The organism is Mycobacterium sp. PO1 (genome assembly GCF_017312405.1).
In the GTDB taxonomy this organism is placed as follows: domain Bacteria; phylum Actinomycetota; class Actinomycetes; order Mycobacteriales; family Mycobacteriaceae; genus Mycobacterium.
In genome coordinates, this window is sequence record NZ_BLTG01000087.1 from 36,563 (window position 1) to 50,247 (window position 13,685).

Sequence of the window (13,685 nt, forward strand, 5' to 3'; positions counted from 1 at the left end):
TAGACTGATCGCACCAGTTCACCGGTCCCCCGCCCCCGAATCCCCGGAGTCCATGCTCGCGATACTGCTCGCCCACGCGGCTGCCGCCGTGGTGGCACCGGCGCTCGTACGCCGGTGGGACCGACGGGCGTTCCCCGTGCTCGCGCTCGTCCCGGCCGGCTCGCTGACATGGGTCGCGACGAACTGGCCCTCCGACGGGTATCAGGCCCGCGTCGACGTGCCGTGGGTGCCCGAACTGTCGATGGACATCGCGTTGCGGTTCGACCCGCTCGCCGCGGTGATGAGCGTGATCGTGCTGGGCGTCGGCGCGCTGGTGTTGCTGTACTGCACCGAGTACTTCCACCACCACGACGGCCGCCGGGAGGACCGGCTGCCCAGTTTCGCCGCCCAGCTGGTGGCCTTCGCGGGCGCGATGTTCGGCCTCGTCACCGCCGACAACATGCTGCTGCTCTACGTGTTCTGGGAGCTGACGACGGTGTTGTCGTTCCTGCTCGTGGGCCACTACGCCGAGCGCGCGACCAGCCGCCGCGCCGCCATGCAGGCGCTGCTGGTCACCACTGCCGGCGGGCTGTCGATGCTGGTCGGCATCATCGTGCTGGGCACCGCGTCCGGCACCTACCTGCTCTCCGAACTGGTGGCTGCACCGCCCACCGGCGTCGCGGTCAACGTCGCGCTCGCGCTGGTGCTGATCGGCGCGATCAGCAAGTCGGCGCTGGTGCCGCTGCACTTCTGGCTGCCCGGCGCCATGGCGGCACCCACCCCGGTCAGCGCCTACCTGCATGCGGCGGCGATGGTGAAAGCCGGTGTGTACCTGGTGGCCCGGCTGACTCCGGGGTTCGCCGACGCCCCGCCGTGGCGGCCCACGGTGGTGGTCCTCGGTTCGCTGACGCTGCTCATCGCCGGATGGCGGGCGCTGCGCGAATACGATCTGAAGCTCGTCCTGGCCTACGGGACGGTCAGCCAGCTCGGGATGATCACCGTGATGGTCGGCACCGGCGGCGGCAACATGATGCTGGCCGGGCTGGCGCTGTTGTGCGCCCACGCGATGTTCAAGGCCACGCTGTTCATGGTGGTCGGTGCCATCGACCACGCCACCGGGACACGCGACATCCGCGAGCTCGCCTGGCTGGGCGCCCGAAGCCCGGCGCTGCTGGTCATCGCGGCCGCCGCGGCCGCCAGCATGGCCGGGCTGCCACCGTTCTTCGGCTTCGTCGCCAAGGAAGCCGACTTCGAGACGCTGCTGCACAGCCCGCAGCTCGGCGGCAGCGCGCCGTTCGTGCTCGCTGCGATCGTGCTCGGTTCGACGTTCACGTTCATGTACAGCCTGCGCGTGGTGTGGGGAGGCTTCGCCCGCAAGGGACAACCCGAGCCGTCACCGTTGGTGGCCCGGATGCATCAGCCGTCGGTGGTGTTCTTGGCGTCGCCGGCCGTGCTGGCCACCGCCGGCCTGCTGTTCGGGGTGTTCCCGTCCCCCGTCGACAGCGCGCTGAGCTCCTACGCCCGCACCCTGCCTGGCGGCGTCGACTACTACCTGGCGCTCTGGCACGGCTTCGGTCTGCCGGTGGTGCTGTCGGCGGTGGTGATCGGCGTCGGCACGGCGGCGTTCTTCGGACGCCGCCGGCTACCGCGGCTGCGCAGCCGCTGGCTGTCACTGGGCGACGCTGACGAACGCTACGACGCGGTGGTGCGTGCCGCCGACCGCCTCTCGCTGCGGGCAACCGGGGTGACGCAACGCGGCTCGATCCCGGCGATCCAGGCCACCGTCATGGCCACGCTGGTGCTGCTGCCGCTGGCCATGCTGGCGTGGGGAGCGCGGGACCGCGTCGAGCTCCGTCCGTGGGATTCGCCGCTGCAGGCGGTGATCGGCGTGCTGATCATCGCCGCGGCGCTGGGCGCGACCGTCACCCGCAACCGGCTGGCCGTGGTGCTGCTGATCAGCCTGACCGGCTACGGCACGGGCGTGGTGTTCGCGCTCCACGGCGCCCCGGACCTGGCGCTGACGCAGTTCCTGGTCGAGACGGTCCTGCTGGTGGTGTTCGTGCTGGTGCTGCGGACACTGCCCGCCGAGACCAGCGCCGCGACGGTCAAGAGGCTGTGGTTGCCGCGCGCGGCATTGGCGGTGGCGGTGGGCGCGACGGTGACGACGGTCGCGGCGTTCGCCATGGCTGCCCGCGACGCCGTCTCGGTCGCCACACTGCTGCCCGATGCGGCCTACTACCGCGGAAACGGCTCGAACGCGGTGAACGTCATCCTGGTCGACATCCGCGCCTGGGACACCCTCGGCGAGGTGTGCGTGCTGCTGATCGCCGCGACCGGCGTGGCCTCGATGGTGTTCCGGCACCGCCGGTTCGGCGCCGCACCCCGGGTTCCGGGTGACCGCAGAACCGAGCACGCCCCGCGCCCCTCGCCGGTCATCCTGCTGCGCGGCAACGTCTTCCGCGATCCCGCGGAACGGTCCCTGGTTCTCGAGGTCGCCACCCGCATGGTGTTCCCGCTGATCATGGCGCTGTCGCTGTACTTCTTCTTCACCGGCCACAACACCCCGGGCGGCGGTTTCGCCGGCGGGCTCACCGCGGGGTTGGCGTTGTCACTGCGCTATCTGGCCGGCGGTCGTTACGAGCTGGGCGAGACGCTGCCGCTGGACGCCGGCAAGGTGCTGGGCGCGGGGCTGACCCTGGCCGCGGGCACCGCCGTCGTCTCGCTGTTCCTGGGCGCGCCGGTGCTGTCGTCGGCGACCCTCGAGGCGACGCTGCCCGTGCTGGGTGATGTGAAGCTGGTGACCTCGTTGTTCTTCGACGCGGGAGTGTATTTGATCGTGGTCGGTCTGGTTCTCGACATCCTGCGCAGCCTCGGCGCGCGGCTCGACGACGATCTCGGCAGGCAACGGCCGGTCGCGCAGGCGGAGACCGCATGAGCCCGTCACTGGTAGGACTCGTCGCCATCGGTGCGATGCTCAGTTGCGGTGTGTACCTGGTCCTCGACCGCAGCCTGACCCGGATGCTGTTGGGGGTGCTGCTGATCAGCAACGCCGTCAACCTGCTGCTGCTGATCACCGCCGGACCGTCCGGCAACCCGCCGGTGCGGGGACGGACCGTGCTGGGTCGCGAGATCACCGCCGACCCGCTCGCGCAGGCAATGATCCTCACCGCGATCGTCATCACCATGGGCGTTGCGGCGTTCATGCTGGCGCTGGCCTACCGCTCCTACCAACTGACCACCGCCGAGGAGATCGGGCGCGACCCCGAGGACGTCGCGGTGGCCGAACGCAGCGAGGACGACCACCGCGACGTGGTGACCGAGCGCCCCGCCCGCTCCCCGGGTGAGCGCGCCGATCTCGACGAGCTCTACGACGAGGAGCACGAGACGTGACCGCCGCAGCGATCCTCATTCCGCTGCCGGTGCTCATCCCGATGCTGGGCGCGGCGACCACGTTGATCGCCGGCCGTAGGCCACGGGTGCAGCGGCTGATCTCGCTTGTCGCGCTGTCGGCGGTGCTGGCCGTGTCGGTCACGCTGCTCTACCTCGCCGACCGCGGCGACACCCTGGTGGTCCAGGTCGGCGGGTGGGGACCCACGGACGACGGACTCGGCCCGCTGGGCATCTCGATGGTCGTCGACCGGCTCTCGGCGCTGATGCTCGTGGTCTCGTCGATCGTGCTGTTGACGGTGCTGCTGTTCGCGATCGGCCAGGGCATGCGTGACGGCGACGACCGCCAGCCGGTCTCGATCTTCGCGCCGACCTACCTGGCGCTGGCGGCGGGCGTGTCCATCGCGTTCCTCGCCGGTGACCTGTTCAACCTGTTCGTCGGGTTCGAGGTGCTGCTGGCGGCCAGCTTCGTGCTGCTCACCGTCGGCGGCAACGCCGCACGGATCCGGGCCGGGGTCGTCTACGTCATGGTCTCGATGGTGTCGTCGATGATCTTCCTGACCGGCGTGGCGCTCGTCTACGCGGCGGCCGGCACGGTCAACATGGCCGAGCTCGCGATCCGCCTCGACGACGTCAGCCCGGGCACCCGCAGCGCGTTGTTCGCCGTGTTGATGGTCGCGTTCGGCATCAAGGCCGCGGTGTTCCCGCTGTACGCGTGGCTGCCCGACTCCTATCCGACCGCACCGGCGCCGGTGACCGCCGTCTTCGCCGGCCTGCTCACCAAGGTCGGCGTGTACGCGATCATCCGGGCGCACACGCTGCTGTTCCCTGATGTCGGGCTCAACCCGGTACTGCTGGTGGCCGCGCTGGCCACCATGCTGCTGGGCATCTTCGGCGCCATCGCCCAGAACGACATCAAGCGGTTGCTGTCGTTCACGCTGGTCAGCCACATCGGCTACATGATCTTCGGGGTGGCGCTGGCCACCAGGCTGGCCCTGTCCGGCGCGATCTTCTACGCCGCGCACCACATCATCGTGCAGACGACGCTGTTCCTGGTGGTCGGCCTGATCGAACGACAGGGCGGCTCGGCGACACTGCGGCGCCTCGGCGGGCTGGCGGCCGCGAGCCCGCTGTTGGCGATCCTGTACCTGATCCCGGCGCTGAATCTCGGTGGCATACCCCCGTTCTCGGGCTTCATCGGCAAGGTGGCGCTGTTGGAGGCGGGCGCGGCGGACGGCGCGGTGCTGGCCTGGATGCTGGTCGGCGGCGGCGTGGTGACCAGCCTGCTCACGCTGTACGTGATGGCCCGGGTGTATGCCAAGGCGTTCTGGCGGCCGCGCGAGCAGGCCCCGGAGGGGCAGCTGGCGATGGCCGCACCCACCGCGCTGATCGCCGACGGCGGCGGGGACGTCGAGTTCAACGCGCGCGCCGACGTGGGCAGGATGCCGGCCGGGATGGTGGCACCGACCGTGGCGCTGATCGGCGTGGGGCTGGCGCTCACGGTGGCCGCCGGGCCGATCTTCGCCTACAGCGAGCGCGCCGCCGACCAGTTGCTCGACCGACCCGCCTACGTCGGCGCCGTGCTCGGAGAACCGTCGTGAACCGCAAGTACGGTCTGCGCATCAGCCTGGTCTGCTGGCTGACCGCGGTGTGGGTGCTGCTGTGGGGCACCCTCTCGCCGGCCAACATCCTCGGCGGGCTGGCGGTCGCGCTGCTGATCACGCTGCTGCTGCCCCTTCCGGTGGTGCCGGTGCAGGGCCGGCTGCATCCGCTGTCGCTGCTGCGCCTGCAGGGCCGCGTCATCGTCGACCTGGCGAAAGCCAGCCTCCAGATCGCCTGGCTCACCGTGAAACCCGGCCCGCCGCCGCAGAGTGCGATCGTGCGGGCGCCGCTGTCGGTGAAGTCCGACCTGACGCTGTCGCTGATCGCGTCGATCCTGACGCTGATCCCCGGCACCATGGTCGTCGACATCGACCAGGCCCGCCGCATCCTCTACGTCCACGTCCTCGACGTGCGCCCCGAACGCGCCATCGAGGACTTCTTCGCCCAGCTCGCCCATCTGGAGCAGTTGGTCATCGCCGCCTTCGAACGCGAGCACGAGTGGCGGCCGGCCGACGAGGAGGCAACCCCGTGACCGTCATCTGGACGATCAGCGCGATACTGCTGATCACGGCTGCCTCGATCACGATGTACCGGGTGCTGGCCGGGCCGAACACCATGGACCGGTTGGTGGCCAGCGACACCCTGATCGCGGTGGTGATGTGCGGCCTGGCGACCTGGGCGGCGTTCAGCCTGGACTCCACCGTCAAGTACGGCATCGTCGCCCTGTCGTTGATGAGCTTCGTCGGGTCGGTCAGCGTGGCGCGGTTCCGGGTGCCCGACAAGGAGGGGGACCCGCAGCCGTGAACATCCTGGACCTGATCGGTGCACTCCTCGTCTTGGCCGGGTCGGTGCTGGCGCTGACCGCCGCCATCGGTGTGGTGCGCTTCCCGGACTCGTTGTCCCGTATGCACGCGGCATCCAAGCCGCAGGTATTGGGCCTGCTGCTGGTGCTCGCCGGCGCGTCGCTGCGGTTGCGCGACAGCGTCGACGTCGGAGTACTCGTCCTCGCGGGACTGTTCACCGCGATCACCGCACCGGTGATCGCCATGCGCGTCAGCCAGGTGGTGTACCGCGAAGGCACCTACCGCAAGGACCTGATGGCGATCGACGAACTGGGCGACCAACGCCCCGAAGGCTGACCGCTTGAGCGGGGCGGAAAACGGGAACCTTGCCGCCATGGTCACCACAGCGGAAAGCGGATGCGCCGACGGCCTCGACGGCGCCGCGGTGCACGCCGCGATGCTCTCGGCCGCGACCCTGCGCGCCGACGAGGACCGCTCGGCCTGCCCGCTGTTCACCGACCCGTACGCGAAGGATCTGCTGGCGGCCGCCGCCGCGCACGGGTGGACAGCTGATCGGCTCGACGACATCCCGCCGACCGCCCTCGAGGCCTACGTCGCCTGCCGCACCCGGTGGTTCGACCAGCATTTCGTCACCGCGGGGGCGCACGGGGTCGACCAGGCCGTGATCCTGGCGGCCGGGCTGGACACCCGGGCCTGGCGGCTGCCGTGGTTGTCGAGCAGCACGCTCTACGAGGTCGACCGGCTTGCCGTGCTGGAGTTCAAGATCGCGGCATTGCACGATCGCCGCGCCGAGCGTGCGGTCACCCGCCATGTCCCGGTACCCGCCGACGTTCGCGCCGATTTCTCGGCCGCTTTGTCGAGCGCCGGCTTCGACCGTTCCGAACCGGTCGCCTGGTCGCTGGAGGGGATGCTGCCCGGCTGGTCGGCCGGGGACCGAGCCGAGGTGGTGCGCCGAGCCGTGGCGCTGAGCCGGCCGTGCAGCCGGCTTGCCGTCGAAGTCCCCGACGATGAGAGCGCCGACGTGGGCGGCTGGCTGGCCGAACGCGGCTGGGAGGTCAGCACTGTCAGCTCGACGGCTCTGCTGGACCGCTACGCCCGGTGCACGCCGGACGGCGTCGAGGATGTGTTGCCGCGGCGGACGTTCATCGAAGCCGCGCTGCTGTAGCGCGCTCACTCCGAGAGCTGAAACTCCACCATCGCGGTCACGGTGTCGACGGCCTCGGACAGCGCCACGACCCGCTCGGCGGCGGTCGGCGCGGCCAGCACCGAGTACCTGTCGGCCTGCCCCATCGGAAGTCGGGAGGTCAACGCGTACAACCACATTGCGGCCTGCCCCGACTCGTCGGCGCCGTGCACGATGTCGCGCGCATTGACCTGTGCCCCGCGTGCGGCAGCGATGCGCTCGAACAGGGCGACCATCCGGTCCTCGATGTCGCGGATGGCCTCCACGTCGACGGCCTCACCAGGCTGATCCGGCCAGGTCTGCACCACCGCGCGCGGGTACGGATCGTCGGGCAACCACTCCACCACCCGGATTCGTTCTCCCATCACGCATTTGAGCTGGTAGAGACCGGGTCCGAGCTCGGCGTACTCGGTGATGTGGGCCAGCGCGCCGACATCACTGCGGCTGTCACCCCCACCCACCTCGCGCCCGGCGGCGATGAGGACCACCCCGAAGGCCGGGTCGTCGGCGGTCAGGCAGGCCTGCACCATCGCGGCATACCTGGGCTCGAAGATCCGGAGCGGCAGCTCTTCGCCCGGCAGCATCGCCACCTCGAGCGGGAACATCGGCACGGTCGGCATGCTCAGATCACCAACTCGGCGATCAGCGCGTCCACCACGGCCAGCAGATCGCCGTCGTGTTCCTCGGCAACCCGGCGCTGCCGCTGATACGACGCGCCGGCCCGGTAGATGTCGGCGACCCGGGCCAGTTCGTCGCTGCACGACAACGACTGCGCCACCGGGGACAACCGCTCGAGCAGCGCGTCGAGATCCTCGGTCACCAGCTTCTCGTTGCTGTCCGCGTCCTGGATGATGATCGCGTCCAGCCCGTAACGCGCGGCGCGCCACTTGTTCTCCTGAACATGCCAGGGCGGCATCACCGGAAGCGTCTCCCCCGCCTCGAGCCGGCGGTCCAGATCCACGATCAGGCAGTGCGTCAACGCCACCAGCGCCGAGAGCTCCTGCAGATTGGACACCCCGTCGAAGATCCGCACCTCGATCGTGCCGAGATGCGGGGAAGGCCTGATGTCCCAGCGGATCTCGTTCATGTGGTCGATGATGCCGGTCTTCTTCTGGTCGGCGACGAACCCTTCGAACTCGCTCCACTTCTGGAACTGGAACGGCAGCCCGGCCGTCGGCAGCTGCTGGAACATCATCGCCCGGTTGCTGGCGTACCCGGTGTCCTCACCCTCCCAGTACGGCGAGGAGGCCGACAGCGCCAGCAGATGCGGGTAGTACTTGAGCATCGAGGTGATGATCGGCATGACCTTGTGCTCCGAGGACACCCCGACATGGACGTGCACCCCCCAGATCAGCATCTGCCGGCCCCACCACTGGGTGCGCTTGATCAGCTCGGCGTAGCGGGGGGCGTCGGTGAGTTTCTGCGCCGACCACTTCGCGAACGGGTGGGTGCCGGCACAGAACAGTTCCATGCCGCGCTCGCGCACGATCTGGCGGACCGGCTGCAGTGTCGACGCCAGATCGGCCATCGCCTCCCCGGTGTTGTCGCAGATGCCGGTGACGACCTCGACGGTGTTGCGCAGCAATTCCTTGTGCACGTGCGGGTTCTCGCCCAGTTCGGCGATCACCGACGCCGCTTCGTTGCTCAGGTCGCGGGTGTCGGGGTCGACGAGCGCGAACTCCCACTCGACGCCGAGGGTCGGCCGGGGCGACCCGGCGAACTCGATGCGGGCACCGGCCCCGGAATCAGGACCCGGTGATGACGCCACAGGCCACCCGCGATCCGGCGTCGCCGGTCGCCAGCGTGTCCTGGTCCGGGCCCGGGGTTCCGTTGACCTGGGTGTACTTCTCCGGCGGAATGTTGCCGAAGTTGCTGGGCGACTCGTGGACCATCAGCGCGGTCCCCTCGCTGCCGGTCAGGTCTTCCATCGTGAAGGCGTCGGTGGCCACCACGAGCATGGCCGAGCCGTCCTCTTTGACGAACAGGTTCGGCAGGTCGCCGCTGGCGGGGTAGCTGCTGTGCCCGGGCACCTGCAGGTGACCGCCGGCCGACAGGAAGTCGCCCGGCTGTCCGCCCGTCGGCGGGGTGGACGGGGCCTCACACTGACCGACCGAGTGGACGTGCAGGCCGTGGAAGCCGGGCTCCAGCTCGCTGCCCTCGCCGGCCTGCACGGTGATCGTCGCGTAGCCGTCGGAGAACTCGAACTCGGCGGTGGCCACCGTGGTGCCGTCGGGTGACTTCAGGTCAGCGGTGAGCATCTCCCCCGCTGCGGCGGCCGACCCGCCGCCGTGCTCCTCACCGGGACCCGCCGACGGCGACGGTGATCCCGTCCAGATCGCGGGTGTGGTGCCCGTGGTGTCCGAGGGCACTTGCCCGGGCGGGGCGCAGGCACTGAGCGCGAGCGCGGGCACTGCGAACAAGGTGGCGGCGGCGACGGTCCTGAGCATGCCCAAGAGCCTAACCGGTGACAGCCACCACAACGCCCGGTGGCTGCTCCAGAAGTTGGGGAACCCGGGGCGCGACGGGTGCCTCGAGCAATCTGCCGATCTCCTCGGCCGCCTGCTGTTCACCCGGGGTGTCACCGAAGAACACGGTGGTGACCGTCGTGTCCGGCAGCTCCAGGTTGCCGGTCTCGGTGACGTTCCAGTCGGCGTCGCGCAGCCGGGTGGCCGTCGCGTCGGCCGCGCCCTCGACGGTGCCGATGTTGAACACGCGCACCTCAGGGCGCTCCGGCTCGGCCGGGGCCGACGTCGTCGTGGCCGTCGTGGTGGTCGTGACGGCGGCGATCGACGAATCGTCCCCGTCGTCGGACCCGCCTCCCATCGTCTGCAACGCGATGAGCAGGAATGCCACACCGAGGAACAACAGCACCATGATGATGGCGCGCAGGGGCAGGCCCGAGGAGTCTCGCTGGTTCATCGGCGCCTACTGTATCGACACCCGGTAGCGATCAGGTCACATCGAAGCCGAGGCGACGTGCCGCCCTGGCCTTCTGCCTGCTGGCGCGCAGCCGCCGCAACCGCTTGACCAGCATCGGATCGGCCGCCAGGGCCTCGGGGCGGTCCACCAGCGCGTTGAGCACCTGGTAGTAGCGGGTCGCCGACATCGAGAACAGTTCCTTGATGGCGTCTTCCTTGGAGCCCGCGTACTTCCACCACTGCCGTTCGAAGGCCAGGATGTCGTGTTCGCGACGGGTCAAGCCGTCGGTGGGTTCGGTGTCGTCCCCGGAGTGCTCAGCCCGCGCAATCGCGCCGTCCATATTGCTAATGGGACCTTTCCGACAATCGAGAATGACATCCATGTGGTTTCGGCGAGTATTCAATCACGGGTTGGTCACGGAAGTCGTCACAAACCGCCGCGAGTCGGCGGCCGAACCGCCGCACTAAGCTTGCCGGTCATGGCCGTACGACCCATCTGCATCGTAGGAGATCCCGTCCTGCACACCGCGACCGAACCGGTGCCCGTCGCCGACGATGGTTCGCTGCCCGCCGAGATCGCGGATCTGATCCAAGACCTCTACGACACGATGGACGCCGCACACGGGGTCGGGCTGGCAGCCAACCAGATCGGAGTCGGCAAGCGACTGTTCGTCTACGACTGCGCCGACGCGCGGGGCAAGACCGTGCGCCGGCGCGGGGTGGTGATCAACCCGGTGCTGGAAACCTCCGAGGTGCCCGAGACCATGCCCGACCCCGAGGACGACGACGAGGGCTGCCTGTCGGTGCCCGGGGAATCGTTCCCGACCGGCCGCGCGTCGTGGGCGCGGGTGACGGGTCTGGACGCCGACGGCTCGGCGATCACCCTCGAGGGTGAGGATCTGTTCGCGCGGATGCTTCAGCACGAGACCGGCCACCTGGACGGCTTCCTCTACGTGGACCGGCTCATCGGCCGCAACGCCCGCAGCGCCAAGCGCGCGATCAAGTCCCACGGCTGGGGCGTACCGGGCTTGTCATGGATGCCCGGCGAGGACCCCGACCCGTTCGGCCACTGACCCGTGACAGACCTGCCCGAGGTCGGCACCCGAGTCAGCCTGCGGTACCGCCTGCCCGCAGGTGAGACACCGCCGCACTCCGACGTCGTGGGTCATCTGATCGACACCGGCGCGACGGTGCGGGTGCGCACCCGACGCGGAGAGGTCGTCGAGGTGGCGTCGGCCGACGTGCTGGCGGTGCGGGTCGTTCCGGAGATGCCTGTGCGCACGGGCGACATCCGCAATCTCGAACATGCGGCCGCGCTGGCGTGGCCGGGCACCGAGCATGCCTGGCTCGGCGAATGGCTGGCGCGGTTCGGACACGGAAGCACCCGACGGGCCAATTCGGCTGTGCCGCTGCGCTTCACCTCGTACGCCGAGATCGCCGCAGTGGCCGACTGGTACAGCTCCCGAGGGGTGCCGGCGTTGATCTCGGCACCCGACCGGCTGCTGCGGATTCCTCCGGGCGTGCCGACGGACGCCGAGAACCTCGTGATGGCAACCGATCTCGATGATCCCGCGCCGCCGCCAGCCGACCTCGTGGTGTCGTCGCGCCCTGACGACCGGTGGCGGCAGCTGTATCAACGCGACGTGCCCGTCGAGGTCCTGACCGCTGTCGTCGACGGTGAGGTCGCCTTCGCCGCGCTGGACGACGCCGCGGTGGGGCGCGGCGCGGTGACCGAGGCGCCGGACGGGACGCGATGGGCCGGCATCTCCGCGGTACACGTCTCCGAACACGCGCGGCGTCGCGGTCTGGCCCGCGCACTGTGCACCGGCCTGCTCGCGTGGGCCCGCGACCGCGGCGCCACCGGTGGTTACGTGCAGGTCGTCGCCGACAACACCGGCGCGCGAGCGTTGTACGAGTCGATGGGATTTCGCGAGCACCACCGCTCCCGCTATGTGCGTGCCGACGACCTGCTCGCCCACACGTAGGGTTGGCGCATGCGAGTGGCCACCTGGAACGTCAACTCCATCCGCGCTCGCGTCGACCGCGTCACCGACTGGCTGGCCCGCGCCGACGTCGATGTGCTGGCGATGCAGGAGACCAAGTGCTCCGACGATCAGTTCCCCACCATGCCGTTCGCCGCGCTGGGCTACGACGTGGTCCACTGCGGGTTCAATCAGTGGAACGGCGTGGCGATCGCCTCCAGGGTCGGCATCGACGACGTCGAGGTCGGCTTCCCCGGGCAACCGACCTGGAGCGACAAGCCCGAGAACGAGGCCGCCGCCGAAGCGCGGGCACTGGGTGCGACCTGCGCCGGCGTGCGAGTGTGGAGTCTGTACATCCCGAACGGGCGCACTGTCGACTCGCCCCACTATCGGTACAAGCTGGAATGGATTGCCGCCCTTCGTGAGACCGCAGCGTCGTGGTTGACCGCCGACGCCGGTGCGCAGATCGCGTTGATGGGCGACTGGAACATCGCGCCCACCGACGAAGACGTCTGGGACATGGAGGTGTTTCGGGACAGCACCCACGTCACCGAACCCGAACGCACCGCGTTCACCGCGGTGATCGACGCCGGTTTCACCGACGTGGTGCGCCCGTACACGCCAGGCCCGGACGTGTTCACCTACTGGGACTACACGCAGCTTCGGTTCCCCAAGAACCGTGGTATGCGAATCGATTTCATTCTCGGCTCACCGGCGTTGGCCGACCGGGTCACCCATGGCGAGATCGTCCGCGACGAGCGCAAGACCGGGAAGAACAGGGTCGGGTCACCCAGTGACCATGCGCCGGTGCTGATCGAACTGGTCCCGTAGTCCGAGACTGAGGCTGTTCTCGGCTTGATGAGCCACTTGCGTTTTCCCCCTCGCGATCCCCATCCCGGTTGCGGCCGCCTCACTCGCGCTTTCTGCCCTCCTTGCCGGTGACCCCGATCGCGGCCCATTTCTCCTCATCGCAACGCGGTCCTGCCCCAATCTGCCGTGATTTCAGATGGCCGACGAGTTCTTCGCCGCCACGCCGCGTTCTCGCACCTACTCACGGTTGTCCCCAATAGCAGGCCATTTCAGATGGCGTTATCCCCAATCGCGTTTTCATCCCCAGCGTGAGCGGGGAGATGTCGCGGCGCGGCTGAGTGTCCGGAGCGGCCTCTAAAGTAGAACACATGTTCGATGGTTCGCTTCCAGGTCCGGCCGCGCTGGCCGACATTTCGGATGGCGAGTTGATCGAGGCGATCACCGGCTGGGCGGGCGCCGCGGCCGCAGCTCAGGCCCGACTGTTGGCCGCGGTGGCCGAACGGCGCCGCCGCGCCGAGACCACCGCCGACGCTGATCCGGTGCGCACCCGCTGGGCGTGTGACCCCGTCGATGAGGCCGCCGCCCAGATCGGGTGCGCACTGACCGTCTCCCACGGCCGCGCCGTGGCGCTGATGGACACCGCGGTCACCCTGCGTGACCATCTGCCCCGCCTCAACGCCCGCTTCCTGGCCGGCCAGGTCAGCGAGCGCGTGGTCGCGCGCATCGTGTGGCTGTGCGCCCTGGTCGTCGACGAACAGGTGTGGGCCCAACTCGACGAACAGTTCGCCACCGCGGCCAGCACCTGGGGGACGCTATCGGGCGACAAACTCGACACCGCGATCACCGTGTGGATCCACACCCTCGACCCCGACGCCGTCCGGCGCGCGGCCACCGCCCACCGCGGCCGCGATATCCGCATCGGCGGCCGCGATCAGGCCGCGGGCACCACCAGCGTGTGGGGCCGGATCAACTCCCTCGACGCCGCGATCGCCGCGGCCCGCCTCAAAGCCATGGTCAACAG

At 69.6% G+C, this 13,685-nt stretch carries 16 protein-coding genes; 11 read left to right on the top strand and 5 right to left on the bottom strand.

The genetic code is table 11. The annotated features are described in order from the left end of the window. The first annotated feature begins 52 nt into the window (after positions 1-52). The 7 genes from J3476_RS23840 to J3476_RS23870 are packed head-to-tail and all read left to right on the top strand — an operon-like array spanning position 53 to position 6,936. A complete protein-coding gene (locus J3476_RS23840; RefSeq protein WP_207068797.1) occupies positions 53-2,914 on the top strand; it encodes a Na+/H+ antiporter subunit A in 2,862 nt (953 codons plus the stop codon). Continuing rightward, positions 2,911-3,369, top strand: coding sequence for a Na(+)/H(+) antiporter subunit C (locus J3476_RS23845; RefSeq protein ID WP_163672848.1), 459 nt, complete (start codon positions 2,911-2,913; stop codon positions 3,367-3,369). Before J3476_RS23840 ends, J3476_RS23845 begins: the two co-directional genes overlap by 4 nt. Then, a complete protein-coding gene (locus tag J3476_RS23850; RefSeq protein ID WP_207068798.1) occupies positions 3,366-4,967 on the top strand; it encodes a Na+/H+ antiporter subunit D in 1,602 nt (533 codons plus the stop codon). The genes J3476_RS23845 and J3476_RS23850 overlap by 4 nt, the downstream gene beginning before the upstream one ends. After that, the gene (locus J3476_RS23855) at positions 4,964-5,500 is read left to right on the top strand and encodes a Na+/H+ antiporter subunit E (RefSeq protein WP_207068799.1); all 537 of its coding nucleotides are present in this window, start codon (positions 4,964-4,966) and stop codon (positions 5,498-5,500) included. The genes J3476_RS23850 and J3476_RS23855 overlap by 4 nt, the downstream gene beginning before the upstream one ends. Continuing rightward, positions 5,497-5,772: a monovalent cation/H+ antiporter complex subunit F gene (locus J3476_RS23860; protein WP_207068800.1), complete on the top strand. Its 276-nt coding sequence runs from the start codon at positions 5,497-5,499 to the stop codon at positions 5,770-5,772. Before J3476_RS23855 ends, J3476_RS23860 begins: the two co-directional genes overlap by 4 nt. Next, positions 5,769-6,107 carry a monovalent cation/H(+) antiporter subunit G gene (gene mnhG / locus J3476_RS23865; RefSeq protein ID WP_152515285.1) on the top strand — a complete coding sequence of 113 codons (339 nt, stop codon included), beginning with the start codon at positions 5,769-5,771 and terminating at the stop codon, positions 6,105-6,107. The genes J3476_RS23860 and mnhG overlap by 4 nt, the downstream gene beginning before the upstream one ends. 37 nt (positions 6,108-6,144) lie before the next feature. Next, positions 6,145-6,936: an SAM-dependent methyltransferase gene (locus tag J3476_RS23870; protein WP_207068801.1), complete on the top strand. Its 792-nt coding sequence runs from the start codon at positions 6,145-6,147 to the stop codon at positions 6,934-6,936. 5 nt (positions 6,937-6,941) lie between these two features. Here the strand turns inward: J3476_RS23870 and J3476_RS23875 are convergent, their stop codons facing one another. From J3476_RS23875 to J3476_RS23895, 5 genes are read right to left on the bottom strand one after another with little or no spacing between them, the layout of a single operon-like run. Next, entirely contained in the window at positions 6,942-7,574 is a 633-nt protein-coding gene (locus J3476_RS23875; protein ID WP_207068802.1) for an LON peptidase substrate-binding domain-containing protein, read from the bottom strand. 2 nt (positions 7,575-7,576) lie between these two features. Then, complete coding sequence (locus tag J3476_RS23880) at positions 7,577-8,722, bottom strand: glutamate--cysteine ligase (protein ID WP_207068803.1); 1,146 nt, start codon at positions 8,720-8,722, stop codon at positions 7,577-7,579. Then, on the bottom strand, positions 8,700-9,401 hold the full coding sequence (locus J3476_RS23885; protein WP_207068804.1) for a superoxide dismutase family protein: 702 nt from the start codon (positions 9,399-9,401) through the stop codon (positions 8,700-8,702). The genes J3476_RS23880 and J3476_RS23885 overlap by 23 nt, the downstream gene beginning before the upstream one ends. A 10-nt stretch (positions 9,402-9,411) precedes the next feature. Further along, positions 9,412-9,873 carry a LytR C-terminal domain-containing protein gene (locus J3476_RS23890; protein WP_207068805.1) on the bottom strand — a complete coding sequence of 154 codons (462 nt, stop codon included), beginning with the start codon at positions 9,871-9,873 and terminating at the stop codon, positions 9,412-9,414. A 31-nt stretch (positions 9,874-9,904) separates the two neighbouring features. Continuing rightward, positions 9,905-10,213 carry a DUF3263 domain-containing protein gene (locus J3476_RS23895; RefSeq protein WP_152515279.1) on the bottom strand — a complete coding sequence of 103 codons (309 nt, stop codon included), beginning with the start codon at positions 10,211-10,213 and terminating at the stop codon, positions 9,905-9,907. Between the two features lie 138 nt (positions 10,214-10,351). Between J3476_RS23895 and J3476_RS23900 the strand changes: the two genes are divergently transcribed. From J3476_RS23900 to J3476_RS23915, 4 genes are all read left to right on the top strand, one after another. Next, on the top strand, positions 10,352-10,945 hold the full coding sequence (locus J3476_RS23900; protein WP_207068806.1) for a peptide deformylase: 594 nt from the start codon (positions 10,352-10,354) through the stop codon (positions 10,943-10,945). A 3-nt stretch (positions 10,946-10,948) separates the two neighbouring features. Further along, on the top strand, positions 10,949-11,857 hold the full coding sequence (locus tag J3476_RS23905; RefSeq protein ID WP_207068807.1) for a GNAT family N-acetyltransferase: 909 nt from the start codon (positions 10,949-10,951) through the stop codon (positions 11,855-11,857). Positions 11,858-11,866: 9 nt separating this feature from the next. Then, the gene (locus J3476_RS23910) at positions 11,867-12,685 is read left to right on the top strand and encodes an exodeoxyribonuclease III (protein WP_207068808.1); all 819 of its coding nucleotides are present in this window, start codon (positions 11,867-11,869) and stop codon (positions 12,683-12,685) included. Positions 12,686-13,032: 347 nt separating this feature from the next. Continuing rightward, positions 13,033-13,685 (top strand): DUF222 domain-containing protein (locus J3476_RS23915; protein WP_207068809.1); only part of this gene is annotated, 653 nt, incomplete at its 3' end.